The sequence below is a fragment of the Halococcus hamelinensis 100A6 genome, from assembly GCF_000336675.1.
GTDB lineage: Archaea > Halobacteriota > Halobacteria > Halobacteriales > Halococcaceae > Halococcus > Halococcus hamelinensis.
Genome location: NZ_AOMB01000008.1, coordinates 26,155 through 50,296 on the forward strand (window position 1 = coordinate 26,155; position 24,142 = coordinate 50,296).

23 protein-coding genes are annotated in these 24,142 nt (G+C 67.6%); 10 read left to right on the forward strand and 13 right to left on the reverse strand.

Annotation, left to right across the window (positions count from 1 at the left end; translation table 11 throughout):
• The 5 genes from glpK to C447_RS03040 form a co-directional block, all read right to left on the reverse strand.
• Positions 1–1,533, reverse strand: a complete 1,533-nt coding sequence (gene glpK / locus C447_RS03020) for a glycerol kinase GlpK (RefSeq protein ID WP_007690767.1) — start codon at positions 1,531–1,533, stop codon at positions 1–3.
• 97 nt (positions 1,534–1,630) lie between these two features.
• Entirely contained in the window at positions 1,631–2,809 is a 1,179-nt protein-coding gene (locus C447_RS03025; RefSeq protein WP_007690768.1) for a Cdc6/Cdc18 family protein, read from the reverse strand.
• A 203-nt stretch (positions 2,810–3,012) separates the two neighbouring features.
• Positions 3,013–3,558 (reverse strand): hypothetical protein, encoded by a 546-nt coding sequence (locus C447_RS03030; RefSeq protein WP_007690769.1) that lies wholly within the window; start codon positions 3,556–3,558, stop codon positions 3,013–3,015.
• A 58-nt stretch (positions 3,559–3,616) separates the two neighbouring features.
• On the reverse strand, positions 3,617–4,195 hold the full coding sequence (locus tag C447_RS03035; RefSeq protein WP_007690771.1) for a DUF7090 family protein: 579 nt from the start codon (positions 4,193–4,195) through the stop codon (positions 3,617–3,619).
• 39 nt (positions 4,196–4,234) lie between these two features.
• Complete coding sequence (locus tag C447_RS03040; protein WP_007690772.1) at positions 4,235–4,669, reverse strand: DUF2391 family protein; 435 nt, start codon at positions 4,667–4,669, stop codon at positions 4,235–4,237.
• Between the two features lie 92 nt (positions 4,670–4,761).
• On the opposite strand from C447_RS03040, the gene C447_RS03045 reads away from it, so the two are divergent.
• Complete coding sequence (locus tag C447_RS03045) at positions 4,762–5,439, forward strand: class I SAM-dependent methyltransferase (protein WP_007690774.1); 678 nt, start codon at positions 4,762–4,764, stop codon at positions 5,437–5,439.
• 237 nt (positions 5,440–5,676) lie between these two features.
• Positions 5,677–6,564: a sulfurtransferase gene (locus C447_RS03050; RefSeq protein WP_007690776.1), complete on the forward strand. Its 888-nt coding sequence runs from the start codon at positions 5,677–5,679 to the stop codon at positions 6,562–6,564.
• A gap of 80 nt (positions 6,565–6,644) precedes the next feature.
• On the opposite strand, the gene C447_RS03055 is transcribed toward C447_RS03050, so the two are convergent.
• Positions 6,645–7,868, reverse strand: a complete 1,224-nt coding sequence (locus C447_RS03055; RefSeq protein ID WP_007690777.1) for an ABC transporter substrate-binding protein — start codon at positions 7,866–7,868, stop codon at positions 6,645–6,647.
• A gap of 60 nt (positions 7,869–7,928) precedes the next feature.
• On the opposite strand from C447_RS03055, the gene C447_RS17865 reads away from it, so the two are divergent.
• The gene (locus tag C447_RS17865) at positions 7,929–8,072 is read left to right on the forward strand and encodes a hypothetical protein (protein ID WP_153300676.1); all 144 of its coding nucleotides are present in this window, start codon (positions 7,929–7,931) and stop codon (positions 8,070–8,072) included.
• Here C447_RS17865 and C447_RS03060 read toward each other — a convergent pair whose 3' ends face one another.
• Together C447_RS03060 and C447_RS03065 are read right to left on the reverse strand one after the other, a co-directional pair.
• Positions 8,073–9,173 carry an aminopeptidase gene (locus tag C447_RS03060; protein ID WP_007690779.1) on the reverse strand — a complete coding sequence of 367 codons (1,101 nt, stop codon included), beginning with the start codon at positions 9,171–9,173 and terminating at the stop codon, positions 8,073–8,075. It abuts the gene before it with no gap.
• A 357-nt stretch (positions 9,174–9,530) separates the two neighbouring features.
• On the reverse strand, positions 9,531–10,625 hold the full coding sequence (locus tag C447_RS03065) for an aminopeptidase (RefSeq protein ID WP_007690782.1): 1,095 nt from the start codon (positions 10,623–10,625) through the stop codon (positions 9,531–9,533).
• Between the two features lie 113 nt (positions 10,626–10,738).
• Between C447_RS03065 and C447_RS03070 the strand changes: the two genes are divergently transcribed.
• Positions 10,739–11,074: a DUF5783 family protein gene (locus C447_RS03070; protein WP_007690784.1), complete on the forward strand. Its 336-nt coding sequence runs from the start codon at positions 10,739–10,741 to the stop codon at positions 11,072–11,074.
• A 30-nt stretch (positions 11,075–11,104) separates the two neighbouring features.
• A complete protein-coding gene (locus tag C447_RS03075) occupies positions 11,105–11,476 on the forward strand; it encodes a NifU family protein (RefSeq protein WP_007690785.1) in 372 nt (123 codons plus the stop codon).
• A gap of 53 nt (positions 11,477–11,529) precedes the next feature.
• Here the strand turns inward: C447_RS03075 and C447_RS03080 are convergent, their stop codons facing one another.
• The gene (locus C447_RS03080) at positions 11,530–13,242 is read right to left on the reverse strand and encodes a Na+/H+ antiporter (protein WP_007690787.1); all 1,713 of its coding nucleotides are present in this window, start codon (positions 13,240–13,242) and stop codon (positions 11,530–11,532) included.
• Positions 13,243–13,385: 143 nt separating this feature from the next.
• Here C447_RS03080 and C447_RS03085 point away from each other — a divergent pair, with 143 nt between their 5' ends.
• Both C447_RS03085 and C447_RS03090 read left to right on the forward strand, forming a co-directional pair.
• Entirely contained in the window at positions 13,386–14,861 is a 1,476-nt protein-coding gene (locus C447_RS03085) for a sulfatase-like hydrolase/transferase (RefSeq protein ID WP_007690794.1), read from the forward strand.
• Entirely contained in the window at positions 14,862–16,985 is a 2,124-nt protein-coding gene (locus tag C447_RS03090) for a PQQ-dependent sugar dehydrogenase (protein ID WP_007690795.1), read from the forward strand.
• On the opposite strand, the gene C447_RS03095 is transcribed toward C447_RS03090, so the two are convergent.
• Together C447_RS03095 and C447_RS03100 are read right to left on the reverse strand one after the other, a co-directional pair.
• Positions 16,982–17,851 (reverse strand): ketopantoate reductase family protein, encoded by an 870-nt coding sequence (locus C447_RS03095; protein WP_007690797.1) that lies wholly within the window; start codon positions 17,849–17,851, stop codon positions 16,982–16,984. The genes C447_RS03090 and C447_RS03095 overlap by 4 nt on opposite strands.
• A gap of 7 nt (positions 17,852–17,858) precedes the next feature.
• Positions 17,859–18,161, reverse strand: a complete 303-nt coding sequence (locus tag C447_RS03100; RefSeq protein WP_044955808.1) for a DUF7130 family rubredoxin-like protein — start codon at positions 18,159–18,161, stop codon at positions 17,859–17,861.
• 255 nt (positions 18,162–18,416) lie between these two features.
• Here C447_RS03100 and C447_RS18040 point away from each other — a divergent pair, with 255 nt between their 5' ends.
• Complete coding sequence (locus C447_RS18040) at positions 18,417–18,584, forward strand: zinc ribbon domain-containing protein (protein ID WP_007690801.1); 168 nt, start codon at positions 18,417–18,419, stop codon at positions 18,582–18,584.
• Positions 18,584–18,709 (forward strand): hypothetical protein, encoded by a 126-nt coding sequence (locus C447_RS18715; RefSeq protein ID WP_272942146.1) that lies wholly within the window; start codon positions 18,584–18,586, stop codon positions 18,707–18,709. The genes C447_RS18040 and C447_RS18715 overlap by 1 nt, the downstream gene beginning before the upstream one ends.
• Before the next feature lie 89 nt (positions 18,710–18,798).
• Here the strand turns inward: C447_RS18715 and C447_RS03105 are convergent, their stop codons facing one another.
• A complete protein-coding gene (locus C447_RS03105) occupies positions 18,799–22,305 on the reverse strand; it encodes a DNA polymerase II large subunit (RefSeq protein ID WP_007690803.1) in 3,507 nt (1,168 codons plus the stop codon).
• Positions 22,306–22,495: 190 nt separating this feature from the next.
• Between C447_RS03105 and C447_RS03110 the strand changes: the two genes are divergently transcribed.
• A complete protein-coding gene (locus C447_RS03110; protein ID WP_007690805.1) occupies positions 22,496–23,356 on the forward strand; it encodes a GIDE domain-containing protein in 861 nt (286 codons plus the stop codon).
• Between the two features lie 18 nt (positions 23,357–23,374).
• Here the strand turns inward: C447_RS03110 and C447_RS03115 are convergent.
• Positions 23,375–24,142, reverse strand: a 768-nt coding sequence (locus C447_RS03115) for a helicase C-terminal domain-containing protein (RefSeq protein ID WP_275039439.1), incomplete at its 5' end; no start/stop codon positions are given.

Consider the following 24,142-nt stretch of genomic DNA (forward strand, 5'->3'; position numbering starts at 1 on the left):
TCAGTCTTCCCGTGCCCAGTCGAGCGAGCGATCGACCGCGTCGTGCCAGCGCTCGTACATCGCGTCGCCCTCGCTGGTCCGCTTCGGGGTGAACTCGCTGTCGACCTGCCAGTTCTTCCGGAGCTCGTCGGCGGTCCCCCAGTAGCCCACCGCGAGCCCCGCCGCGTACGCGGAGCCGAGCGCGGTGGTCTCGTCGACCTCCGGTCGCACGATATCCACACCGAGCACGTCGGCCTGGAGCTGACAGAGGAAGTTGTTCTTGACCGCGCCGCCGTCCACTCGGAGCTCCTCGACCTCGATACCGGAGTCGTGCTCCATCGCCTCGGCGACGTCGCGGGTCTGGTAGGCGATCGATTCGAGCGTCGCGCGGACGATGTGCTCGCGGCGCGTCCCACGGGTCATCCCGACGATGGTCCCGCGTGCGCGCTGGTCCCAGTGGGGCGCGCCCAGCCCGGTGAAGGCCGGCACGAGGTAGACGCCGTCCGTCGAATCCACGCTCCGCGCGAGGTCCTCGGTCTCGCCGGCGTCGTCGATCAGACCGACGTCGCCGAGCCACTCGACCGCCGCGCCGGTGACGAAGATCGAACCTTCGAGCGCGTACTGGACGGGTTCGCCCGAGCGCTGGAAGCCCACCGTCGTAAGCAGGCCGTTGTCGCTCTCGACGGCCTCCTCGCCGGTGTTGAGCAGGAAGAAGGAGCCCGTTCCGTAGGTGTTCTTCGCGTCGCCTTCGTCGAAACACGTCTGGCCGAACAGCGCGGCCTGCTGGTCGCCGAGCGCGCCCGCGACGGGCACCTCGGCCCCCAAAAAGCCGTCCGGGTCCGTGGTGCCGTAGTAGTCCTCGTCGCTGGAGGGCCGAACCTCGGGCAGGGTCGCGCGCGGAACCCGGAACTCCTCCAAGAGCTCGTCGTCCCACGCCATCTCGTGGATGTCGAACAGCATGGTTCGCGAGGCGTTGGTCACGTCAGTGACGTGATTGCCCGTGAGCTTCTCGATAAGCCACGAGTCGATGGTGCCGAAGTGGAGGTCGCCGGCCTCGGCCCGTTCGCGGGTGTCGGCGGGCCGTGCGCGCTGGAGCTTGATCGGGTCGGCGTTGTCGAGGAGCCACTCGGCCTTGGTGGCCGAGAAGTAGGCGTCGGGCTGGAGTCCGGTCTTCGCCTGGATGGTCTCGGCCTTCCCGTTCGCTTCGAGCTCCTCGACCCGGTCGGTGGTCCGGCGGTCCTGCCAGACGATCGCGCGGTGGATCGGCTGGCCGGACTCGGCGTCCCAGAACAGCGTGGTCTCGCGCTGGTTGGTGACCCCGATGGCTTCGAGCTGGGTGGCCTCGATCCCCGCGCTGTCGAGGGCTTCGCGTACCACCGACTGGGTCTTCTCCCAGATCTCGACCGGGTCGTGCTCGACCCAGCCGGGTTCGGGATAGAACTGTTCGTGTCGTTCGTAGGCGTTGGCGACGACTCGGCCCTCGTGGTCGAAGACCATGAATCGGGTGCCCGTCGTTCCCTGGTCGACCGCGCCGACGTAGGTGTCTGGTGTCATGAGTGGGTGCCCGGCTTCGGGCGAACGACACCGTTCTTTACTGGCGGTGCCGTATTACCCGTAACGAATACTGTCGTTCATGATAAAACTTTCCACGTCACGGCGTCGACGACGCGAGGTCGTAGAGCCGGCGGAAGACCAGCGCCGGAAAACACGGTTCGAGCCCGCTTGGTGGGCGTCCCAGCCCGTCGGTTCGGTCGGTTGAGACCCGTCGGACGACACCCGAATCGGCGAGTTCGTAGAGGATTCGTTCGACCGTCGTCGCCGACAGCCCCACCGTGTCGGCGGCCGCCACCCCGGCCGCCGCCGCGCGAACCGACTCCCGGTCGGTGGCTCCGAGGTCGAGGAGTTCCCGGAGGACGCGCTGGCGGTTCGCCGGGAGCGAGCGAACCCGACCGATCGCGGCACACGGCCGGGGAACCCCCTCGATACCGGCGTCGAGCGCGTCGGACCGGACCCTGTCCTCGCCGGCGTCGTCGGCGACCACCGCGGCCCCGAACACCGCGGCGAGCGCGTCGTGGGCGTCCCCGTCGGCCCACTCGGCGACTCGACGGGTCGCTTCGTGGTCGAGCGTGCCGCGCGCGAGCCCCGCCGACGCCCGGTCCGACAGGATGTCAGCGAGGAGGTACGACGGGGCGGAGTCGATCCCGATCGTTTCGCTCGGGGACGGGTCGAGCTCCTCGGGCGGCGGCCGCCCCACGCCGACCCACGCCACCGACCCCGAGACACCGTCGAGGAACTCGGCGACGGCCCGTAGCGACGGGGTCTCGGGGTCGCCGAGATGGTCGACCGCCACCACGGCCCGCCGACCCGATGAGGCGACGTGGTCGGCGAGCAGCGACCGGAACCGGCTCGTGCTGACGCCGTTTTTCGGCACCGATTCGTCGACCAGTTCGTCGAGGATGGCGTGCCGGAGCGCGAACTCGGTCGTGGCGTGGCGGGCGTCGACGTAGCCGAAGGTGACGGTCGCGGCGTCGTCGACCCGGGTGGTGGTGTGGATGCTCGCGCGGGACCCGCCCTCCAGCCTCCGGAGTTCGCCGAACAGCGCGGTGACGAGCGCCGACTTCCCGGCCCCCTTCGGCCCCCAGACGTAGGTGTTCGGTGGGATCGTCCCCTCGAACGCGGGGTCGAGCCGGTCGAGCAACCGTTCGAGGACCGGCCCCCGTCCAACCGGGTCCCGGACGTGGGCGGCGGGATTCACTGCTTCGGGGTCGCGGATCACCTGCGGGCCGTTTTCGGCGTGATAGCGGCGGGCGATGCGGTCTCTGATGTCCATTGCTGGGTTCGGACGACCGTCGGGCGTCCACCCGCGAGCCGTCGTCTATCCACGACTCACGTCCGGATTCAATAAGCATTATTATACGGGAACAGAGGTCGAACGCTCCGGATCGTCGTTCGTCGGTCGTCTCTCGTTCGCCAGCGCCCGGTTCGTACTTTACTGCCGGCTCGACACGTGGGGCTCGACGGAGGAGGATGAACTCACGCGGGCGTTATCGGGAGGTCGTGGTCGTCGAGCAGGAGGGCTTTCGCGGTCTCGAACTCGTCCGCCGCGAGCGGGGTCCGCGTACAGACCCCGATACGGCGCTTCTTCGCGTCGCCGTACTCGCGGTAGCGAACCACGATGTGCGGGGCCCTGAGCGGCCGTTTCTGACGCGGCTCGACCGACGCTACCGCCCGAAGCGGGATCGTCCGGTCGTCGGTGTAGCCGCGGAACCGCCGTCGGACGAATCGACGAAGGACGTGGACGGCGTACGCCATCCCGAAGACGACCACGACGATGCCGACCCCGAGGAGGAGCAATCGCCAGTCACCGAACAGCGCGCGATAGACGAGTTGACCGACCGAGAGCGCTCCGAGTAGAACCACGCCCACGAATCGGAGGACACCCCGTTCGTATCGTCGCTCGTGGGAGCGCTTGGCGTTCTTCAACCCGCGCCCGACCCGTTCTCGAACCCCGAGCGATTCGAGGCGGATCTCGCCGTGCTCGACGACGCACCAGCCCTCCCTCGTCCGGAACCGTCCCATCGTTTCGATCCGGTCGGGGGCCGAACAAATCCTTTGTGTCGACGGGGGAGCGAGAAACTCAGAACTCGCCCCGGACCTCGCCATCGGGGTCGAGCGAGACCACCCCGTCGAACAGGTCGCGGTAGCCCTCGACGACGCTGTCCTCGTGGACCTCGCGCGCGAGGTGGAAGACGCCGACGGCGTCGTACTCGCCCAGGAGGTCGAGCAGGGCTTCGACGGCCTCGCGGGCGCGTTCCTCGTCGGCGTAGTAGACCATCTCGGTGATCGAATCGACGCTGATCCGGAGTTTGCCGTCGTGCGAATCGAGGAACTCGCGGGCGGTCTCGACGATCCCGTCGAGGTCGTCGGGGGCGGCGACGTACCGGACGCCCTCGCCCGACCGTCGCGAGTAGCCACGCTCGATGCTGAGGGTGTCGAGGATGGTGGCCTTCTCGCGGTCGACCTCGTAGTGTTCGAGCTTCTGTTCGACCTCGCGGGCGGTGGTTCGGGTCGAGATGACCAGGAAACGGTCGGTGTCGGTGTTCAGGAAGTCGGTGTCGATGCGGTCGGTCTCGCCGGTGCTCGGGTGGACCAGGAGCACGCCGGTCCCGCCGGGAATCGTCTCGGGGGTGTCCTCGACCGCGAGCGTATAATCCATGCGCGAACCGGGATGGCGACCCCCTTAATCCCACCGACGTCAGAACACGCTGTCGGCGGTGGCCGCCCCGACCACGCTGAACACCGACGCGATGGCGATCGCGTGGAGGGTGACCATGGGCCACCGGGACCGGGGGACGTCGAGGCCCGCGAGGAACGTCCACGGCGCGCCGAAGACCGCCATCAGGATGGCGACCGAACCGAACGAGACGCACATCAGCGAGACGAACCGGATCGGGACCCCGCCGACCTCCGCCTCGGCGTCGGGGTCGCGGTCGGCGTCGGCCTGATAGAGCGCGCCGTAGCCGATCGCGAACACCATCCCGACCGCGACGAGCCACTGAACCGTCGAGGTCTCGGCTGCCGCCACCCAGACCTCCTCGGTGATCACGAACGGGCCGGCGAGCAGGAACCCGCCGACGATCTGCTGGGCGAAGTCCGCGACCTTGAACCGGGATATCCGTCTCCGCGCCATGCCCGTGGGTTATCCCCGGTCCTCAAGACGCCTCCGCTCTCGAAGCCGGCCCACGCCGAACGGGTTTTCACGGCGACCCGCCTCGTCCGGCCATGAGCGCTCGCGAGGAGTTCGACGCGTGGGCCGCCGACGGCCGCGACCGGGGGATGGAGGAACGCCACTGGCACACCGCGAAACACGTCCTCGGACGGATGCCGGTCGAGTCGGGCGAACGGATTCTCGACCTCGGAACGGGGAGCGGCTACGCCGCCCGGGCGCTCGCCGACGCCGCGGACGCTCGCGCCTGCGGGCTCGACGGCTCCCCCGAGATGGTCCGTAACGCGCGGTCGTACGCCGAGGACCCCCGAGTGGAGTTCCTCGTCGGCGACTTCGGTGCGCTGCCGTTCGCCGACAGCTCGTTCGACCACGCCTTCTCGATGGAGGCGTTCTACTACGCTGCGAGCCCCCACGAGACCCTCAAGGACCTCCGACGGGTGCTCCGCTCGGGGGCCACCTTCTCCTGTGCGGTGAACTACTACGAGGAGAACACCGCGAGCCACGAGTGGCAGGACTCGATCGAGATCCCGATGACCCGCTGGAGCATGGACGAGTACCGCGCGGCCTTCGACGAGGCGGGCTTTCACGTCGCGGCGCAGGACACGATCCCCGACCGCGAGATCGAGATACCACCCAGTGACGAGTTCCCGACCGAGGGCTTCGAGAGTCGCGAGGCGATGGTCGAGCGCTACCGGACCCTCGGAACCCTGCTGACCGTGGGCGTCGTCCCCTGACCCGACCCGCGCGAAGTGTGAGTAACATGGTCCGGTTTCTTCGGTCCTTTTTCCCCTGCTACTTCGGTCCTTTTTCCCCTGCTACCGGGACCACGCGGCTGCTCACGGTCGGTCGGCCCGTGGTTTCGACTGGAACCGTCCAGAAACCAGCAGAAGTTGCCGCTATACGTGGAGCACTGGCGGAACCTGCCGAATGTATCGGTAATATATGCCCCGGGCGTGAAAAGGGGAGTGGACATGAGTGACTACGCAAACGACGTACTGGTGTCGGCGGACTGGGTCGAGGAGCATCTCGACGAGTTCCAGGACGAGGACTCGGGCTATCGACTGCTGGAAGTGAACAACCCCACCGTCACGGCGGACTCCGAGTACACCGCCTACGAGGAGGGCCACGCGCCGGGCGCGATCTTCTTCGACTGGGAGGAGGACTTCACCGACCAGCAGACCCGCGACATCCTCTCGAAGGACGCCTTCGAGGAGACGATGGGCGAGGCGGGCATCACCGAGGACGACACGATCGTGTTCTACGGTGGCGGTCGGGTCCCCAACTGGTTCGCGCTCTTCGCCTACTGGCAGGCGAAGTACTACGGCCACGAGGACGCGAAGGTGCTCGACGGCGGGAAGGGCTACTGGGTCGCCAACGACTACCCGCTGACCGAGGAGGCACCCGACTTCAGTGCTCAGGAGTACACCGCCCGCGGTCCCTTCGAGTCGATCCGCGCCTACCGCGACGACGTCGACACGGCCATCGACCAGGGCCTGCCGATGGTCGACGTGCGCTCGCCCGAGGAGTTCTCCGGCGAGGTCATCGCCCCCGAGGGGCTCAACGAGACCGCCCAGCGTGGCGGCCACATCCCCGGCGCGTCGAACGTCCCGATCGCGACCATCCTGAACGACGACGACACGTTCAAGAGTCCCGACGAACTCCGCGAACTCTACGCCGAGGCCGGCGTCGACGGCGAGGAGTCCACCATCGCCTACTGCCGCGTCGGCGAGCGCTCCTCGATCGAGTGGTTCGCGCTGCGCGAACTCCTCGGCTTCGAGGACGTCCGCAACTACGACGGCTCCTGGACCGAGTGGGGCAGCATGATCCGCACCCCGATCGAGACCGGCGACGGCAACTAAGACTCCCGAACCCGACTTTTATTTCGAGGCGTGCCCGGTCACCGACCACCCCGAGGACCACCCTCCGCCATCGCGCGTCGTCAGACGTTTCCCTTGATGATGTCGGCAACCCGCCCTCGGTCGAACAGCCGTTCGGATTCGGCGAACTTGGGATACGGGCCGCCGTCGTAGTCGGGCCACGTCCCGAACCGCTCGGGATAGAGCTGTTTCGCGACCATCTCCGTCTGGAAGAGGTTCATGATCGGGCCGCCGTACCGGGCGCTGAGCGGATAGACGCGGTCGTTTTTCACCGCCGCGATCTCGCTGGCGACCGGGTCGTTCCGGAGGTTCCGCTTTTGCGCCCGCCAATCGCCCGCCCGAGCGAACGCGTTCTCGACGAGGACGACCTCCGGGTCGGCTTCGGCGAGCGCCTCCAAACCGATCGTCTTCGCCTCCGAGACGTCGTCGAACACGTCGTCGACGCCGAACGGACGCGTGTGAGAGCGAATGAACCCCGGCCCGTTCATGTGGAAGACCCAGATCTGGCTCAGGTCCGGTGACGTCATGACCCGTGCCGTCCGCGGCCGGTCACCGCTCGTCGGGAGCGTGGAGGCGACCGTCTCGTCCAGATCGGCCTTGACGTCCGAGAGCGCGTTGTAGCGTGCTTGCTCCTTGAAGACCTGTGCGACCCTCTCGAAGACCTCCCAGAGGGAGTAGTACTGATACCGGTCCGCCCAGTCCGCCGGCGGGTCGGCGTGGTTCCGACTCAGCGCGTTCCCGAACCACGGTGCGACCGCCGTCCGGACTTCCTCGACGTCCGCGGTATCCCACGCGTCCATCGTCGAGACGTACGCCGGGTCGGCCAGGTGGAGGTCGCTATCGAGCTCGTAGAGCGCTTCCTTGTCGGGGTTCCACGAGTCGTAGAGACCCGACCAATCCACCGAGACACCGTCGAGCCGTTCGAGGACTTTGTCGTAGTTCCCCTCGAAATTGGCGGGGCTGTACATCGCGTTGAGCGCGTCGCCGTGCCCGAGCGCGACCACCATGTCCGTGTGATGCACGAGAACGGTGAAGACGCTCTCCGGGGGCGTTTCGAACTCGACGGTGCCCGCGGGGGCCATCGTCACCGAGTACGACCCGTCCGACGCGTCCGTCTCGGTTCTCGAAGCGGACTCCGTTCCGGCTCCGTCCGTCGTCCGAGCTGGCGTCGTCCCCGATCCATCGCCGGAACAGCCGGCGAACAATCCGCCGCCGACGACCGCTCCGCCGTACTTCACGTACTCCCGCCGGGTCGGTGCCTCACGACCGCCGTCTTCGCTCGCCATGCGTTTTAGGCTCGGCTAAAACGTGATAACGGCTTCGATCTTTAGGCGAACCTAATCCGAGTGGCCGGCGAGCGGTCGTTGCTCGAACTCGCCGATATCCTCTCCGACGAGGAAGCCGAGGAACTCGAAGCGGCGATCGAAGGGAGTCGAAGACGGTCGCGGGAACGGTCCGACGAAATCGTCCGTCGATTCGAGGCGTCCTGATCAGCCCTCGAAGCCGTCCTCGAACCGGAAGGTCCCGTCGCGCTGGACGACCTCGCCGTCGACCTCGATCCGGGAGTCCTCGCCCATGTCGACGATCATGTCTACGTGCTGGGCGCTCTGGTTCTGCTCGTTGCCCTCGCCGACGTTGTCGTCGTAGGCCCGTCCGACGGCCATGTGGACCGTATCGCCCATCTTCTCGTCGAAGAGCATGTTGTAGGTGAAGCGGTCGATGTCGCGGTTCATCCCGATGCCGAGTTCCCCGAGTCGGCGCGCGCCCGCGTCGGTGTCGAGGATCGTTTCGAGGAGGTCCTCGTTCTTCTCGGCGCTGTGTTCGACCACCTCGCCGCCCTCGAAGCTGAGCTGGACGTCCGTAATCTCGCGCCCACGGCGGTAGACCGGCTTGTCGAAGTGGACCGCGCCCTCGACGGAGTCGGGAACGGGGGCGGTGAACACCTCGCCGCCGGGCAGGTTGTGGGTGTCGGTGTCGTTGATCGCGAGGTTGCCCGCGATCGACATCCGAACGTCGGTGCCCTCACCGGAGACGATCCGGACCTCCTCGCCGGGGTCCAGGACCTCGACCAAGTTCTCCTGGAACTCGGCCTGGGCGTCCCAGTCCTTCAGGACCGCGTCGTAGACGAAGTTCTCGTAGGCCTCCGTACTCATCTCGGCGAGCTGGGCGTTCGCCGGGGTGGGGTACTGGGTCAGGGTCCAGCGGTCCGAGAGCCGTTCGTTCAGGATCGGGCCGTGGGCCTTCTCGTAGGCCGCGTTCACGTCGGGGTCGACGTCGCCGAGCTCGGTGACGTTCCCGTGGCCGCGGACGATGGCGTGGCAGTCGGCCGCCTCGATCAGCGCCTGCTGGTGGGCGGGGGTCTCGAACTCGACGCCCGCCTCGTCGGCGGCCCGGAGGTAGGCCCGGATCGCCCGCCCGCTCCGGTTGGTCCGGATCGCGAGCGGGTGGGCGTCGCGCTCGCCCGCGATCTCGTAGAGCGCGGTCACGAGTTCGTCGGCCGCGGGTTCGGCCTTGATCACGAAGTCGTCGCCCGCCGAGAGGTCGAGCGCGTCGGCGATCAGGAGGGCGTGTTCGCGGATACGTGGGTCCATAGCCGAGGATCGCCTCGATTCCGCAAACCAGTTTCGGAAGCCGGATCGCGGTTGCCGGTCGCCGAAGACCACCCCATCCGAAACAGTTCGGCCAAACGGGAATCCCCAGCCCGACGCGGGGCGGTTGGCGCGCGGGAGGGCCGTAGGCCCGATCGCGCGAGGGATGAGCGACGTAAGTGAACGAAGTGAACGAGCGGAGCGAATCGACTGGGGAAGTGTGTGGCCGTCGCGGGTGGTGTAGTGCGGTAGCGTGTGGTGCGGCAGCGGAGCGGTCCCTCGTTCGAGTCGTGTGAGTTGTGGTCCTCGCTACCGAATCCTATCACAGATCCGTCCCGAGAGAACGATCAATTGCCTGAACTACTCCTCGAAGCCGTCCTCGAACCGGAAGGTACCGTTTCGCTGGACGACCTCCCCATCCACCTCGATCCGCGACTCCCGGCTCATGTCGACGATCATGTCCATGTGGAGCGCGCTGTCGTTTCGCTCCCGGTCCTCGCCGACGGTCTCCTCGTAGGCCATCCCGAGCGCGAGGTGGATCGTATCGCCCATCTTCTCGTCGAAGAGCATGTTGTACGTAAACTCGTCAATATCGCGGTTCATCCCGATGCCCAGCTCGCCGAGTCGGCGCGCGCCCGCGTCGGTGTCGAGCGCCGCCCTCAGAACGTCCTCGTTCTTCTCGGCGCTGTGCTCGACCACCTCGCCCCCTTCGAACGAGAGCGAGACGTCGGTGACCTCCCGACCCTGCGCCATCACGGGTTTGTCGAAGTGGACCTCGCCCTCGACGGAGTCGGGGACCGGAGCGGTGAACACCTCGCCGCCGGGCAGGTTGTTCTCGCCGTGGTCGTTCTCCGTCACCATGCCATCGACGCGCATCGTGAGGTCGGTGCCCTCGCCCGAGACGATCCGAACCTCGCTGGCGGGGTCGAGGACCTCGACCATTCGTTCCTGGTGTTCGCGCTGGGCCTCCCAGTCCTTGTTGACGGCCCGGTAGACGAACTCCTCGTAGGCCTCCGTACTCATCTCGGCGTCCTGGGCGTTGCCAGCGGCGGGGAACTGGGTGCCACACCACCGCTTTTCGCTCATGACCGTCTCGCCGATCGGCTTGACGGCCCGCCGGTAGGCGGCGTTGGTCTCGGGCTCGACGTCGCTCCCCTCGTTGGTGTTCGCCGCCGCCTTGACCGAGACGAACACGTCCGTCTCCTCGATCGACGCCATCCGGTGGCTCGGGAGTTCGAAGTCCGCGGGGTCGCTCGCACGCTTGAACGCGCGGAGGGCTCGGTCGCTTCCGAGCGAGACGGCGGGGTTCGCGCCGCGCTCGCCGAGCTTCTCGTAGAGTGCGACCACCAGGTCCTCGGCTTCGGGCGGGGCGACGATCTGGACGTTGTCGCCCGCTTCGACGTTCGTGGAGTGCTCGACGACGATCTCGGCGTGCTCGCGAACGCGTGGGTCCATCCGTTTCCTCCACACGTCTCCCGCAAACCGATTGCGGAATCAGCGATGCACACCGGATCCCCCACCCACGCGACGACCGGCCGGCTTTAGTTCCCGCCGCTCCTTCGCTCGCCATGACCGAGTTCAGTCCCGAGAAGTTCGAGGACAAGTACACGCACTACTTCCCCGAACTCCAGACCGCCTACAAGAACGCCTTCGGGACCATGAACGACGCGTACGACTCCCAACTGATCCACGCCATCGACCAGCAGGTGCTGAACGAGTCCGAACCGTTCTACGACGAGGAGAGCGGGTTTCGGGTCGACCTCCCCGAGAACCCGACCGAGCGCGTGACGGCGGTGGTGGTCGAGGACGAGAAGCTCGACGCCATCCTCGACGAGTACGTCGAGCGGATCGAGGCGGAGCTGGCGCGGGTGTTCGGGGTCGATCGTGACAGTCCAAAGGCCTAAGACGCCGGACACCCTCGGATCAGGTACATCATGAGCGTCGAAACCGAACGGAGCGAGGACGAACTTCGCGAGGCGATCTCGAACTTCCTCCGCCGGAACTTCCCCCAGATCCAGATGCACGGCGGGAGCGCGGCGATCCAGGGTCTCGACCGCGAGAGCGGCGAGGTCACCGTCGCGCTCGGCGGCGCGTGCTCGGGCTGTGGGATCTCGCCGATGACGATCCAGGCGATCAAGAGCCGGATGGTCAAGGAGATCCCCGAGATCAACAAGGTCCACGCCGAGACGGGCATGGGCGGCATGGACGCCGACATGGGCGAGGGCGGCTTCGGCGGCGGCGGAATGAGCCCCTCGTTCCCCGGCGAGACCACCGAGGACGACGAAGGCCCCCAGGCCCCCTTCTAACGCCGTACCTCACCTCTCGTTTCGTTCTTTATCCCTCGAAGCGCCAGCGCCGGTCAGTCGCTGGTGCCCTCACCGGGGGGGTCGATATCGAGGCCGAACTCGGCGGCCTGGGTTCGCCAGAACTCCTCGTAGGCCTCCTCCTGTTCGTCGACGGTGCTCTCGCCGTCGTTGACCCGGTTGAGCTTGAGGTCGACCTCTTCGAGGAGGCGGTCGCCGACGTCGCCGCCGATGACCCCGTTCTGGACGGCCTCGCGGATCGCGTTCTTCTCGCGCTGGAGGAGGCGGCGCTCGCCGATCAGAAGCTCCTCGCGCCGGAGGTCGGGGTTCTCCTGCATCAGCTGTGAGATCGCCTCCCGGAGGTCCTCGCGTTCCTCCTCGTACTCCTCGGTGAAGTCGTCGTAGACGTCGCTCGGGATGTCGCCGCGCTTGCGGAGGCGCTCGGCGGCGTCGAGCGCGGCGTCGGTGGCGCGCGCCCGGCCGTTGAGCAGTTCGTAGAGACGTTGGTCGTCCGTCCGGGTGGCGATCCCCAGCCTGTCGAGGAGTCGCGACATCGTGAGCCCTTGGACGACGAGGCTGAACGCGACGACGCCGAACACCATCGCGCGGAGCTCGTTGCCCGGCGGGAAGCCCGAGGGGAGCCCGAGCACCAGCGCGACCGGGATCGAGCCGTGGAGCCCGCCCCACACCATGACGTGCTGGTAGTCCCGGGGCACGCCGTTCGGCGAGAACTGGTTGGTGATCGCGGTGAGCGGATAGACCGCGACGACGCGCGCGAGGAGCACGAGCGGGATCGCGACCACGATCGGCACCGCGAACTCGGCGAGCTGTCGGACGGGCGTGGTCGCGCCGATCGCGACGAAGATGAAGGTGTTGACGATGAACGCAGCGGTCTCGAGCGTGTTGAAGATCGAGAGCTTGGTCTGGGGGCTCATCGCGTACTCGACGCCGCGGTTGCCGATGAACAGCCCCGCGACGACCGTCGCGATCACGCCCGAGACGTGGAGGTAGTGTTCGGCGAGCAGGAAGCTCCCGTAGGTGAGGATGAGGGTGAGGACGATCTCGGTCATGTGTTCGTCGAGGTTGACCATCACCCGGTAGACCGCGTAGCCCGCGACCAGCCCGACCACCACGCCGCCGACGCTCGACAACGCGATCTCGAAGGCCGTGCTGGCGAGCCGCGAGAGGCTGAGGAGCTCCGAGGCGGGCGTGTTCGTTCGTATCGACTCCTCGGTGAGCGCGAGCAGCGCCGAGAAGATCACGACGCCGACGCCGTCGTTGAGCAGGCTCTCGCCCTCCACCAGCGTCGAGAGGCGTTCGGGCGCGCCGAGTTCGTCGAACAGCGCCAGCACGCTCACCGGGTCCGTCGGGAGGATCATCGCGGCGAACAGCAGCGAGACCAGGAGGGGGAAGCCGAAGGCGTACTGGCCCACGAACCCCAGCACGACGACCGAGAGGATCACCCCGGGGACCGCGAGCGCGAGGATCGGCCCGAGGTTCGCCCGGAAGGATTCGAGGTCGGTCGTGGCCGCGCCCTCGAACAGGAGGGGTGGGAGCAACACGAGGAGGATCAGGTCGTGTGAGAGTTCGATGGCGAAGAGTTGGACCCCGAATATCGCCTGGATCCCGGAGACCGCAAAGCCCGCGATCAACAGCGCGATAGTGTAGGGAAACCGTCCGACCTTCGCGACGAACACCCCGACGCCCGCTGCGAGCAGGAACACCACGAGGAGGTCGATCTCGGTCGCCGCGACCGTCTGTGCCAGCATTACCCGGCCTACACCACACCGCCTGTTAAACACCGCGCCTGCATCCGCTACTCGACCGACGTCGGCGGTCGAAACCGGGTGAGACCGTGTGGCTCCGCGACCCAAACGGCGTTACTTATTTGCGGTGGTCTCCACGGTGGGGTATGGACACCGCGCCAGACAGGAACGTCCTGTTCGTCGTCATGGACACGGTGCGGAAGGACCACCTGTCGTGTTACGGCTACGACCGCGACACCACCCCCGGACTCGACGGCTTCGCCGACGAAGCCGCCGTGTACGAGGAGGCGGTCGCCGCCGCGCCCTGGACACTTCCCTCCCACGCCTCGATGTTCACTGGATTGTACCCCGGCGACCACGGCGCAACCCAGGAGAACCCGTATCTCGAAGGACACGCCACCCCCGCGCAGTCCCTCGACGACCACGCGAGCTCGTGTTACTCCTCGAACGCGTGGATCACGCCCTACACCCGACTGACCGACGGGTTCGACGACCAGGACAACTTCTTCGAGGTGATGCCAGGCGACTTCCTCTCGGGCCCGCTCGCGCGCGCCTGGAAGACGATGAACGACAACGAACGCCTCCGGAAGCTCGCCGACCGGATCGTCGAGATCGGCAACGTCTTCCACGAACGCCTCGCGGGCGGCGGCGGTGCGGACTCGAAGACACCCGCCGTCATCGACCGGACCATCGAGTTCATCGACGAGAGCGAGGAGCCCTTCTTCTCGTTCGTGAACCTGATGGACGCCCACCTGCCGTATCATCCGCCCGAAGAGCACAGAGAACAGTTCGCGCCGGGGGTCGACTCCACCCAGGTCTGCCAGAACTCGAAGGAGTACAACGCCGGCGCGCGCGACATTTCGGAAGCGGAGTGGGAGTCGATCCGGGGGCTCTACGACGCTGAGATCCACCACGTCGACGCCCAGCTCCACCGGTTGTTCAAGTGGATGCGCGCCAACGACGAGTGGGAGGACACCCTCGTCATCGTCTGTGCCGACCACGGCGAGCTCCACGGCGAACACGACCTCTACGGCCACGAGTTCGGCGTCTACGACCCGATCGTGAACGTCCCGCTGATGGTGAAACACCCCGACCTCGAACCGGGGCGATACGACGAGCAGGTCGAACTCGTCGACCTCTATCACACGGTGCTCGACCACGCCGGGGCCGAGGGCAAGGGCGTCACGTTCGACCCGAACCGATCCCTGCTCTCCGAGTCCCATCGCACGTTCGACGGCGGCGAGAACGCGTTCGTGGAGTACTATCGACCCGTCGTCGAGCTGAATCAGCTCGAAAGCAAGGCCGCCGAGGCCGGGATCGACCTCCCGAAGGACTCACGATTCTATTCCCGGATGCGGGCGGCCCGGCGACCCGACGCGAAGTACGTCCACAACGAGCGGATCGCCGACGAGGCCTACCGGCTCGACACCGACCCCGGCGAACACGACGACCTCGCGGGCGAGGACGACCCGGCCATCGCGGCCGTGGCCGACGCACTGCGGGAGTTCGAGGCGGACCGCGACCCGTGGGGCACCGTCGAGGGCGGCAGCGACGACGAGGTGCTCTCGGAGATGGGCGGCGACGCGAAACAGCGGCTCGAGGATTTGGGCTATATCGAATAGATGGACACCAGCACCACACGACCCGACGGCGGCGTATCGCGCCGGCGATTCCTCCGGACGACCGCGGTTGCGGGCGGGGTCGTGGGGCTCGGCGGCACCGCGGGGGTGCGCGCCCAGACCCAGCAGCCGGAGACGATCGAACTCGGCGGCGACACCGCCGGCTGGGTCGGTCGGTCACCCGATTCGATCGAGGGCGACACCAACCCCACGATCGAGCTCGACGCCGGTACCAAGTACCGGATCACCTGGGAGAACGTCGACGGCAAGCCCCACAACATCGTGATCTCGAACCGCTCGGGCGGGACGATGAAACGAACCGAGGTCATCACGGAACGGGGCGCGACCCAGTCGGTGACGTTCACCGCGACCCCGAAGACCGGGAGCTACGTCTGTGAGGTCCACCCGACCTCGATGCGTGGCGAGTTCGACCTCGGCGAGGACGCCGCCACCAGTTCGGAAGGATCGGTGAGCAACGAGGAGCTCTACTTCCCGAAGGGTCCGTCGGTGCGGCTCGAAACCGTCGTCACCGAGGGTCCCGACTCGCCGCTGGATTTCGTCGTACCGCCGAACTCGAGCGATACCTACTACATCGTCGACCGGTCGGGTGGGGTCTACCGCTACACCGAACGGCAGGGATTGCAGTCCGAACCGTTCATCGACGTCAGCGACAGGCTCGCGGAGATCATCGGCGAGATGGGGCTCGTCGGGATGGCGTTCCACCCGGACTACCAACAGAACAGAAAGTTCTACCTGCGCTACAGCGCCCCGAGCCGGGAGGGGACGCCCGAGGACTACAACCACACCGAGGTGCTCGCCGAGTTCACGGCGAACGACGACGGTACCAGCGCCGACCCCGACTCCGAGCGCACGGTCATGGAGATCCCCCATCCCCAGGAGATACACAACTCCGGGTCGATGGCGTTCGGGCCCGACGACGGCTATCTCTACCTCGGGATGGGCGACGGCGGCGGCGGGAGCGACAACAACCTCGGCCACGTCGAGGACTGGTACGAGCCCCTCGAAGGCGGCAACGGGCAGGACGTCACCGAGAACCTCCTCGGGAGCATCCTCCGGATCGACGTCGACAGCCGGGACGGCGAGAAGGCCTACGGCATCCCCGAGGACAACCCGCTCGTCGGGCGGGACGGGCTCGGCGAGCACTACGCCTGGGGCCTGCGCAACCCCTGGCGGATCGGATTCTCGAACGGCGACCTCTACGCCGGCGACGTGGGGCAGAACTCCTACGAGGAGATCAACCTGATCGAGAAGGGCAACAACTACGGCTGGAACATCCGCGAGGGGCGTCACTGCTTCGACCCGCGGGCGCAGGAACCCTCGGAGGTGAGCACCGACGGCACCTGCCCGACGAAGACCCCCGACAACGTCCGTGGCGGCGAGCCGCTCGTCGACCCGATCATCGAGTACCCCCACGCCTACAGGGGTCGGGGCGTCGGCGCGTCGGTCATCGGCGGCTACGTCTACACCAACGACCGCGTGCCGGCACTCACGGACACCTACGTCTTCGGTGACTTCCGGAAGAACATCGACATCGAGGAGCCGAGCGGCTCGCTGTTCGCCGCGACGAAGGGGCGAAACGGGGAGTGGTCGACCGAGGAGGTCACGGTCGCGAACGGCGACGAGGGCCGGATCGGGAACTTCGTGCTCGCCATCGGCCGGGACAACGACGGCGAACTCTACGCGCTGACCACGACCGACCACGACCCCGGCGAGGGGACGGGAACCGTCTCCCGGATCGTCCGTGACCCGTCGAACGCCGGGACGACCGGCAACGCGACCGCGGGGAACGAAACGGCCGGGAATGCAACTGCAGGGAACGCGACCGCTGGTAACGCCACCGTCGGAACCGACGCCGCGGCGAACGGAACCGCGAACGCGACGGCCGACGCCAACGCGACCGCCGGCACGGCGGCGAACGACTCGACGGGTGCCGGGTCGGCTACCGGTTCCGCGGCGAGCGGTTCCAACGGTTCGGACGGCTCGAACGGTTCGTCCGATGGAGCGAGCACCACACAGGGTTCGGGCCCCGGCTTCGGCGCGCTCGCGGCGGTCTCGGGGCTCGTCCTCGGAGCCGCACGCTTCCTGCGGCGGAACGACGAGGACTAGGCCGTCAGCCCGCGAACCAGCCGGGCGAGCGTTCGGTTCACCGGCGCTGGTTCGTCCGTGCGCGCCACGACCGCGCCGTTGATCGCGTCGACCTCGGTTCGGTTGTCCGCTCGGACGTCCTGCAGCATCGAGGAGTGGTTCTCGGCGGTCGTCTCCACCACCGACTCGAGCGTCGCGACCGCGTCACGCTCGTCGAGGTCGATATCGTTCTCGCGGGCGACCCGTGCGGTTTCGCGTGCAGCAGCGGTCGCGACCCCGTGCAGCGGGCCGTCGGCGAGCGCGCCGTTCGCCACCCCGGCGAGCGCGGTGACGGGGTTGATCCCGGCGTTGACCGCGAGTTTCTCCCACCGACGGCGGGCCATTCGGGGCGAGACTTGTACGTCGATATTCGCCGCACGGAGCGCGCCTCCGACGCGCTCGGCGGCGGCCGAGGGGCCGCCGTCGGGGTCGCCGACGACGACCTCGCCGATTCCGGTACACGCGACCCGACCGGGTCCGTCGAGCCGTGCGCCGTAGGTGCAGGTCCCCGCGAGGACGGTGTCGTGGGAGCGCGCGAGGCGCTCCTCGTTCCCGAGGCCGTTCTGGAGCGAACAGACCACCGCGGGCGCACAGTCGGTGAGCGCGCGGGCGGCGGTCGGGGTGTCGAACGATTTGACGGTCACCAGCGCGAGGTCGGCGCGGTCGGGAACCGTCGTCCGGGCGTCGGGTTCGACGGTGAACTCGACCGCGCCGGTGACGCGCAATCCCGATTCGCGGACCGCCGAGATATGCGGGTCCCGTCCGACGAGGGTCACGTCGTGTTCGCGCGCGCACAACCCGCCGACGAGGCTGCCGAGGCTCCCCGCGCCGAAGACGACCACGTCCATTCGAGGACTAATCCTCGGTCCAGTAATAGAGGTCCTCCTTCGGCGCGCCACAGGACGGGCAGGCCTCCGGGAGGGAATCGATCCGACCGAGTTCGCCGCAGGCCCAGCACCGCCACATGAGGTCCATCTCGCCCGCCCCGTGCGGCCCGCTGGCTTCGACCTCGGTCGCGAGCTCCCCCGCGGCTCGCACGTAGAACCCGCGCTCGTCGAATCCCCTGATGGTTCCCAGTTGCTCTCCCCGGTCGTCGTAGACCGTCTGGTCGAACCCGAGCTCCCGCCCGCCGGACAGCCGATACTGTGCGTCTTCCATGATATCCTCCACACTCCATAGGACCGCCGAGAGCATAACGTTCGCTCCGGGGACGGGACGCCCCGTGGCTCTCTGTCCTCTTTCAGCAGCGGGTTCGCCGGTCACGAACCCAACCGTTCGCTCGACGACTCACGGTCACGACTGGACGACGGCCCGCTCGGCGACCGCTCTACCCACAAAACACATTATCCTCGAACCCAATCATCTACCGTTCGAAATGAGTGGTCGTGACCGTCGCCGATACGGGTCGTGAGTATGGACGTCGAAGAACTCAGAGCGGAAGTCGAGGAGCTACAACGCGAGGTCCGGGAGCTCCGGCGACGACAGCGGATGACGGCCCAGTGTCTCACCTGTGGGACGATGTTCGTGCCGACCCGCGAACTCGGCTGTCCGGTGTGTCGGTCCCAGGGTCGGGTTCGGTGATGCACCACCACTATCGCCTCCCTACGAGTGAACAGGAAGCCGAGGAAGAAAGCGAACTCGTGGACGGTATGGACGAACTGACCGGGGAACAACGACCGATCCTCGACCGACTGGCCGACGACTGAGCACGTCGACCACCCTCAGCCGGATTGCAGGTATAGCTCCGCACCGGGACCGTCGCGTCCGGTGGGAACACTACCGTAGCGACCCGTCCTCACATGAAGTCCGCGATGCCCGATTGTTTGTTCTTGTCGTTCTCGAAGACGCTTTCGAGGGTCATCTCCAGGACTTCGAGGCGCTGTTTGGTGTAGTCCCGACAGTCGTACTCCTCGGCGACCCGGGTCGCGGTCCCGATGTACTTCTTCACCGACCCCTCGTGCACGGTCAGGTTGACCCGGCCGCCGCACTCCCGACACTCGCCCGAGAGCGGCATCCGGCGGTACTTCGTCCCGCAGTCGAGACAGCGCGTCTTCTGGCGCGAGAAGGCCCGGAGGTTGCCGATGAGGTCGGGCAGGAAGTGGTATTCGATGATGCGCTCGGCGACGTCGGTCTCGTCCACGGCCCGGAGCTTCCGCGCGAGTTCGAGCTGGGCGTCCATCTTGTCGGTCATCGACCCCAGCGTCTTGTAGGCCGAGAGCGCCGGCCCGAGCGCGAGGTTCGAGGTCTCGGTGGTGTGACGAAAGCCCGTGTACTCCTCGTCGGTCCCGACGTTCGCCTCGGCGATCTCGATGTCCACCGCGCCGGGGTCGGCCATCTCCAGGGTGGCCTCGTAGAACTCCTTCGGGTAGGAGTCCACGACGTCCATGTTGTGCGCCTCGTCGTCGATCTCGGAGGGGTCGATCCGCGAGGACATCACTAACGGGGCGTCCATCCGCCCGCCGCGCTTGTCGGGGAGGTAGGCCTTCGAGAAGTTCAGGAGGCCATCCATCAGGAGCATGACGCAATCCTCGTCCCCATCGCAATTACGGCGCTTTGATGCATGAAAATATGGGTGAGCATAACCAACGGCGGCGCTCGTAAAGCCTATCACGCGCCCCACTACCGCCGCCGAGGTGTGAGGAGCCATCCCGAAGACGAGCTCGCCCACCAGATCGTCCCGGTCGTCGAACCCGTAGAACGGGTCGAGACCGTAGTACTGGGTCAGGAGGTCGTCGACGAAGTCGGCGGTCTTGAGGAGGTGTTCGGCCGCGCCGTCGGAGAGCACCACGTCTTGGACCCGTAGCTCCACGAGCTGGTCGTCGTGGCGGAGCGGGTCGCCCTGCATGTCCTCGTGATAGCCGAGCTCGCGGAACTGCTCGACCGAGACGTCGAGCTCGGCGGGTTTGACGCTCGTGACGGGCAGATCGGTCATGTCGTATCGGATCGTGCCGTCCTTGAACGCCGAGACGCCGTGTTTCGCCCGGAGGACGCCCTTCTCCATCGGCTCCGGGGTCTTGAGCTCCGAGGTCAGCCCCTTGACGCCCTTCAGGATGTCGAAGGCGTTCTCGCGCTCGCCGACCTCCCGGAGCGCGCTCTCGTACTCGTCCCGAATATTGACAACTCGCCACTCCGTCGGCGTCGCCTCGCCCTCACACCGCGGGCACTCCGCCCGGCCGGATTCGTCGGGTTCGACCTCGATCTCGCAGTCGGGACACTCGTATCGGGGCTCGGTGAGGCTCCCGCAGTCGGGACACCGGGTCTCGTAGGTTCGGGTATCACAGTCGACGCACTCGCGGCGACCGACCTGGACGGGGACCGCGCCTCTGGTCCCCTCATGGTCGTGGTCGGCCGCCTCGCTCACGTCGCGCTGGCTGCCGCCGGCCTCGCCGATCGGGAACAGGGTGTGGACCGCGGGCGAGAGTTCGCGTTTCTCGGACTTCTCGGGTCGACCCATTCGTCCCCCGATCCGGGTCGGCGCGCGCTCGCGGAGCGAAAAGGGCGCGACCTCGCGGGCGGCCTTCATGGCGTTCGGCCACTCGTGGGCCGCCGTCGAGAGGGACTCCCAGGTGCGTTCGAGCCCCTCGTCGATACCCAGCGACCGCACCAGCGCCGCGGAGTTCGGGATCCGAAGCGCGTCGCCGGCCTGGGAGTGGGGGACCAGGAGGTCTTCGAGCGTTTCACGGACCTCGGGGAGCGGTTCGAGCGCCAGCATCCCCTCGACGTACTCGCCCGCGACGACCGCTTCGGCGAGGCTCTCGAACGCCTCGACCGAGATGTCGTGCCAGCAGTAGGTGTACTGGGGATGGAGCGGCGCGTCGTACTCGGTGGCCCACTCGATGGCCTCGCTCGGTGAGGGTTCTCCGAGGTCGACCCGGGGTGAATCCCGGAGCGCCCTGACGTCCGCCCCGGTCGCCTCGAACTCCTGGATCCACCACTCGTACGTGTACGACGCGGGCGCGAGCGGGTGGTTGTTCTCGACGAACTCCCCGTAGTTCACGAGGTACTCCCCGAGGTCGAGGATCGCCTCGACGCCGTTCCGGCATTCGAGGGCGTCCTCGGGGTCGTCGATCCGCCGAACCTCGCCGTTCGCCAACCTGACCGTCGGGCCCTCGATCGAGTCCACCGGCACGACCCCGGCGGCCTTCCCCGGTCGCTCGGTCTTCAGCTGGGTGCCCGTCGCGAGGAAGTCGTCCACGAGGTGCATCGTCGCGGGGTGGACCCCGGCGGTCGCGAACCCGTTGTTCCGCGAGCGGCCGTACCGGAGCCGGAACCCGCCGGGCCGGCTCGGATGGCCGAACACCGGCCGGCCGGCGATCAGATCCCGGAGGTATTTGCCCGCGGCGTCGGGACGAACCGGCCCAGTGGGTTCGTCTTCGACCTCCTCGGCCTCACTCTCGTCCGTCCCGTCCCCGGCCGGCTCCGCCGACTCGCTCCCCGCCGGTTCGTCGTGACCCTCGTCCTCCCCGATGGTGCCCGCGATGAGGTCGTCGAGCCACGGCCAGTCGACCTCGTCGAGTTCGGCGGTGTAGCGCTCGATCTTCGGGGCCTTCTGGGCGATCCCCTCCGCGAGCACGAGACACATCCCGCCGCGGGGGTTGTTGGTGCCGACCCGTTCGAGGTCCCGGAAGCCCGAGACCTCCTCCTGGCCGGTCGCCTCGCCGTCGAGCATCACGGGGCAGTTCTCGGCGATGAACTTCGTCTCCTCGTCCTTCGGGGAGTACTGGAGACCCGTCTCCGAGTCGTAGAGGTCGATCTCCTCGGCGTAGCGTTCGACCTCCTCCTCGCGGGCCTCGTAGGCACCGAGCCCGAGCAGCGCCCGGGTGTAGTCGGCCACGAGCACCGAGAGCGCCTGTGCCGTCCCCCCGGCCGACCGGATCGGGCCCGCGTAGAACACCCGCACGAACTGCGTTCCGTCGGGGTTGTCGGCCAGCTCCACGCGGTCGATACCCTCGATGGGTGCGGCGACCACACCTTCCGTGAGGAGCGCGACGGCGGTCCGAACCGCGCCCTCGATGGTTCCCGCCTGTGTCTCGTAGTCCCCAACTCGACCCTCGGCGAAGTCCTCGGCGAGTTCGAGCGCGGCCTCCTCGCGGCTCATCTGGCCTTCGAGTTCACGTACCCGGTCGGCGACGCCCTCGATGCCGAGGATGTTCTCCACTCGGTCGGCCATGTCCTTCGCGACCGGGATCTCGACCTCCGGGGTCGGGTCGCCCCCCATCCCGCGCGCGGTCTCGGCGACCCCGAGCGCCTCGTCGAGACCGGACTCGAGCCGCTCGAAGTAGTGCTCGTCCTCCGGCCGCATCAGCGCCGTCGACCCTCGTGCCGACGTTTCTCCACACCATCGGGACCCGCGCGAACCCAGCCGAGCGGCGAACCGTTCATAGCCACGAGTCGGCCGGCGGCGGCAAAAACCTTCACCTCCGTGCGAGCGCCGACACCGCGGGAACGATCCTTCGATAACGTAATATAATTTTACGGCGATCTTCGGGTACATGGTCGACCTGGCCCTCGTGGGTGTCGGTCTCGTCGTCGGCGTCGTCGGGCTCGTGTTCGCGTACACGGGCTGGCTGAACCGCAAGCAACGGCGGCTCGTCACCGAAACGGGGACCACCGAGGTCCGGGGGATCGACGAGGAGGGCCGCGTCGAAGTGAAAGGCGAGGTCGACGCCGACCAGGGGGTGTTCACCTCCCCCATCGGGCAGTCGGACGCGGTGCTCGCGGCGTGGGAGGTCGAGGAGTGGAACGAGCGGGGCGACACCAGCAACTGGCGGACCCTCGCCTCGGGCGTCTACTCCGAGCCCTTCCACGTCGACGACGGCACCGGCACGGTCGAAGTTTCGCTCACCGACCGGGTTTCGGGCGAAAGCGAGTCCCTGCTCTCGCTCGACAGTACCGTCGCCGGCGACGGCGTCGCGGTCGACAACGTGACCTGCGAGTTCGAGGCGTTCCCCGTCGTCGAGGAGGTCGGTGCCGAGTCCGAGCCGCCCGAACACGTCCGGTCGTTCGTCGCGGGCGAGCGCGGCGTCTCGGGACAGTTGGGGTCGATCACCAACCTCGTCGATATCGGCAACGCCCACGGCGACCGGCGCTACTCCGAACGCGCGCTCGGTCCCGGCGAGGCGGTCTACCTGCTGGGCCACGCCGAGGCCGACGCAGATGCGCCCCATCCACTCCACCCCGAGGACGTCGTCCTCACCGCCGGTAACGAGGAGCCGTTCATCCTCTCCGACCACGCCGAGGACGCCCTCGTCGACCAGTTCGGCTCCGGCTACCGACGAAGCCTCGCCATCGGTGTCGTGCTCGTCGTGGTCGGTATCGCGGCGGTCGTCGCCGGAACGACGCCGCTACTCTGAAGCACAGCCACGGACCGACTACGGCGTCGGCGGTGCGCCGTCGTAGGCGTCGAAATCGGTGTAGAAGTTGAGCATCGCGAACTTGAGCTTCTCGGGGTCGATGTCGATGATCTCCTCGCGCTCCTCGTCCGGGAAGCTCCCGCGGACGGCGTACTTGCCCATCTCCCGGCTCGCGCGCCCGGTGTAGCGCGCGTCGAGCAGCGCGCGGACCCCGATCTCCTCGGGCGAGCGGAGCACCCGTCCGAGCGCCTGGCGGGTCTTTCGGATGGTCGGGATCTCGACGGCGTACTCCCAGCCCGCGTCGAAGGCGGCGTCGTAGGCGTCCTCGACGGCCCGGAGGCGGTCGTCGAGGTGTGGGTACGGGACCCCCACGACCACCACCGTGTGGGCGTCGTCGCCGTCGAAGCTCACGCCCTCGGTGAGCGTCCCCCAGAGCGAGGTGAACAGCACGCCGTCGTCGTCGTCGACGAACGACTCTCGGATCCGCTCGACGGATTTCCCGGGTTCGTCGAGGTAGCTCGTGGCCGACAGCGAGAGCGCGAGTCGGTCGTGATACCGTTCGGCCTCGGAATAACTCGGGAAGAAGAGGAGGGTGTTCCCGGGGGTGAACCGGACCGCGTCGCGGAGGGCGTCCGTCACCGCCTCCTGGACGTCGTGGTCGTCGCGGTCGCGCGCGAACAGCGCCGGGGTGTCCACCGCGAAGGTCCGGCGGCGTTCCTCGGGGAAGGTCAGGCCGTAAGCCATCGTCTCGGGGTCGTCGAGGCCCAGGACCTGTCTCTTATACAC

Excerpts from the sequence above, each read along its gene's own strand:
- glpK (WP_007690767.1), bottom strand. The coding sequence starts at position 1,533 with ATGACACCAGACACCTACGTCGGCGCGGTCGACCAGGGAACGACGGGC.
- C447_RS03025 (WP_007690768.1), bottom strand. The coding sequence starts at position 2,809 with ATGGACATCAGAGACCGCATCGCCCGCCGCTATCACGCCGAAAACGGC.
- C447_RS03030 (WP_007690769.1), bottom strand. The coding sequence starts at position 3,558 with ATGGGACGGTTCCGGACGAGGGAGGGCTGGTGCGTCGTCGAGCACGGC.
- C447_RS03035 (WP_007690771.1), bottom strand. The coding sequence starts at position 4,195 with ATGGATTATACGCTCGCGGTCGAGGACACCCCCGAGACGATTCCCGGC.
- C447_RS03040 (WP_007690772.1), bottom strand. The coding sequence starts at position 4,669 with ATGGCGCGGAGACGGATATCCCGGTTCAAGGTCGCGGACTTCGCCCAG.
- C447_RS03045 (WP_007690774.1), top strand. The coding sequence starts at position 4,762 with ATGAGCGCTCGCGAGGAGTTCGACGCGTGGGCCGCCGACGGCCGCGAC.
- C447_RS03050 (WP_007690776.1), top strand. The coding sequence starts at position 5,677 with ATGAGTGACTACGCAAACGACGTACTGGTGTCGGCGGACTGGGTCGAG.
- C447_RS03055 (WP_007690777.1), bottom strand. The coding sequence starts at position 7,868 with ATGGCGAGCGAAGACGGCGGTCGTGAGGCACCGACCCGGCGGGAGTAC.
- C447_RS03060 (WP_007690779.1), bottom strand. The coding sequence starts at position 9,173 with ATGGACCCACGTATCCGCGAACACGCCCTCCTGATCGCCGACGCGCTC.
- C447_RS03065 (WP_007690782.1), bottom strand. The coding sequence starts at position 10,625 with ATGGACCCACGCGTTCGCGAGCACGCCGAGATCGTCGTCGAGCACTCC.
- C447_RS03070 (WP_007690784.1), top strand. The coding sequence starts at position 10,739 with ATGACCGAGTTCAGTCCCGAGAAGTTCGAGGACAAGTACACGCACTAC.
- C447_RS03075 (WP_007690785.1), top strand. The coding sequence starts at position 11,105 with ATGAGCGTCGAAACCGAACGGAGCGAGGACGAACTTCGCGAGGCGATC.
- C447_RS03080 (WP_007690787.1), bottom strand. The coding sequence starts at position 13,242 with ATGCTGGCACAGACGGTCGCGGCGACCGAGATCGACCTCCTCGTGGTG.
- C447_RS03085 (WP_007690794.1), top strand. The coding sequence starts at position 13,386 with ATGGACACCGCGCCAGACAGGAACGTCCTGTTCGTCGTCATGGACACG.
- C447_RS03090 (WP_007690795.1), top strand. The coding sequence starts at position 14,862 with ATGGACACCAGCACCACACGACCCGACGGCGGCGTATCGCGCCGGCGA.
- C447_RS03095 (WP_007690797.1), bottom strand. The coding sequence starts at position 17,851 with ATGGACGTGGTCGTCTTCGGCGCGGGGAGCCTCGGCAGCCTCGTCGGC.
- C447_RS03100 (WP_044955808.1), bottom strand. The coding sequence starts at position 18,161 with ATGGAAGACGCACAGTATCGGCTGTCCGGCGGGCGGGAGCTCGGGTTC.
- C447_RS18040 (WP_007690801.1), top strand. The coding sequence starts at position 18,417 with ATGGACGTCGAAGAACTCAGAGCGGAAGTCGAGGAGCTACAACGCGAG.
- C447_RS18715 (WP_272942146.1), top strand. The coding sequence starts at position 18,584 with ATGCACCACCACTATCGCCTCCCTACGAGTGAACAGGAAGCCGAGGAA.
- C447_RS03105 (WP_007690803.1), bottom strand. The coding sequence starts at position 22,305 with ATGCGGCCGGAGGACGAGCACTACTTCGAGCGGCTCGAGTCCGGTCTC.
- C447_RS03110 (WP_007690805.1), top strand. The coding sequence starts at position 22,496 with ATGGTCGACCTGGCCCTCGTGGGTGTCGGTCTCGTCGTCGGCGTCGTC.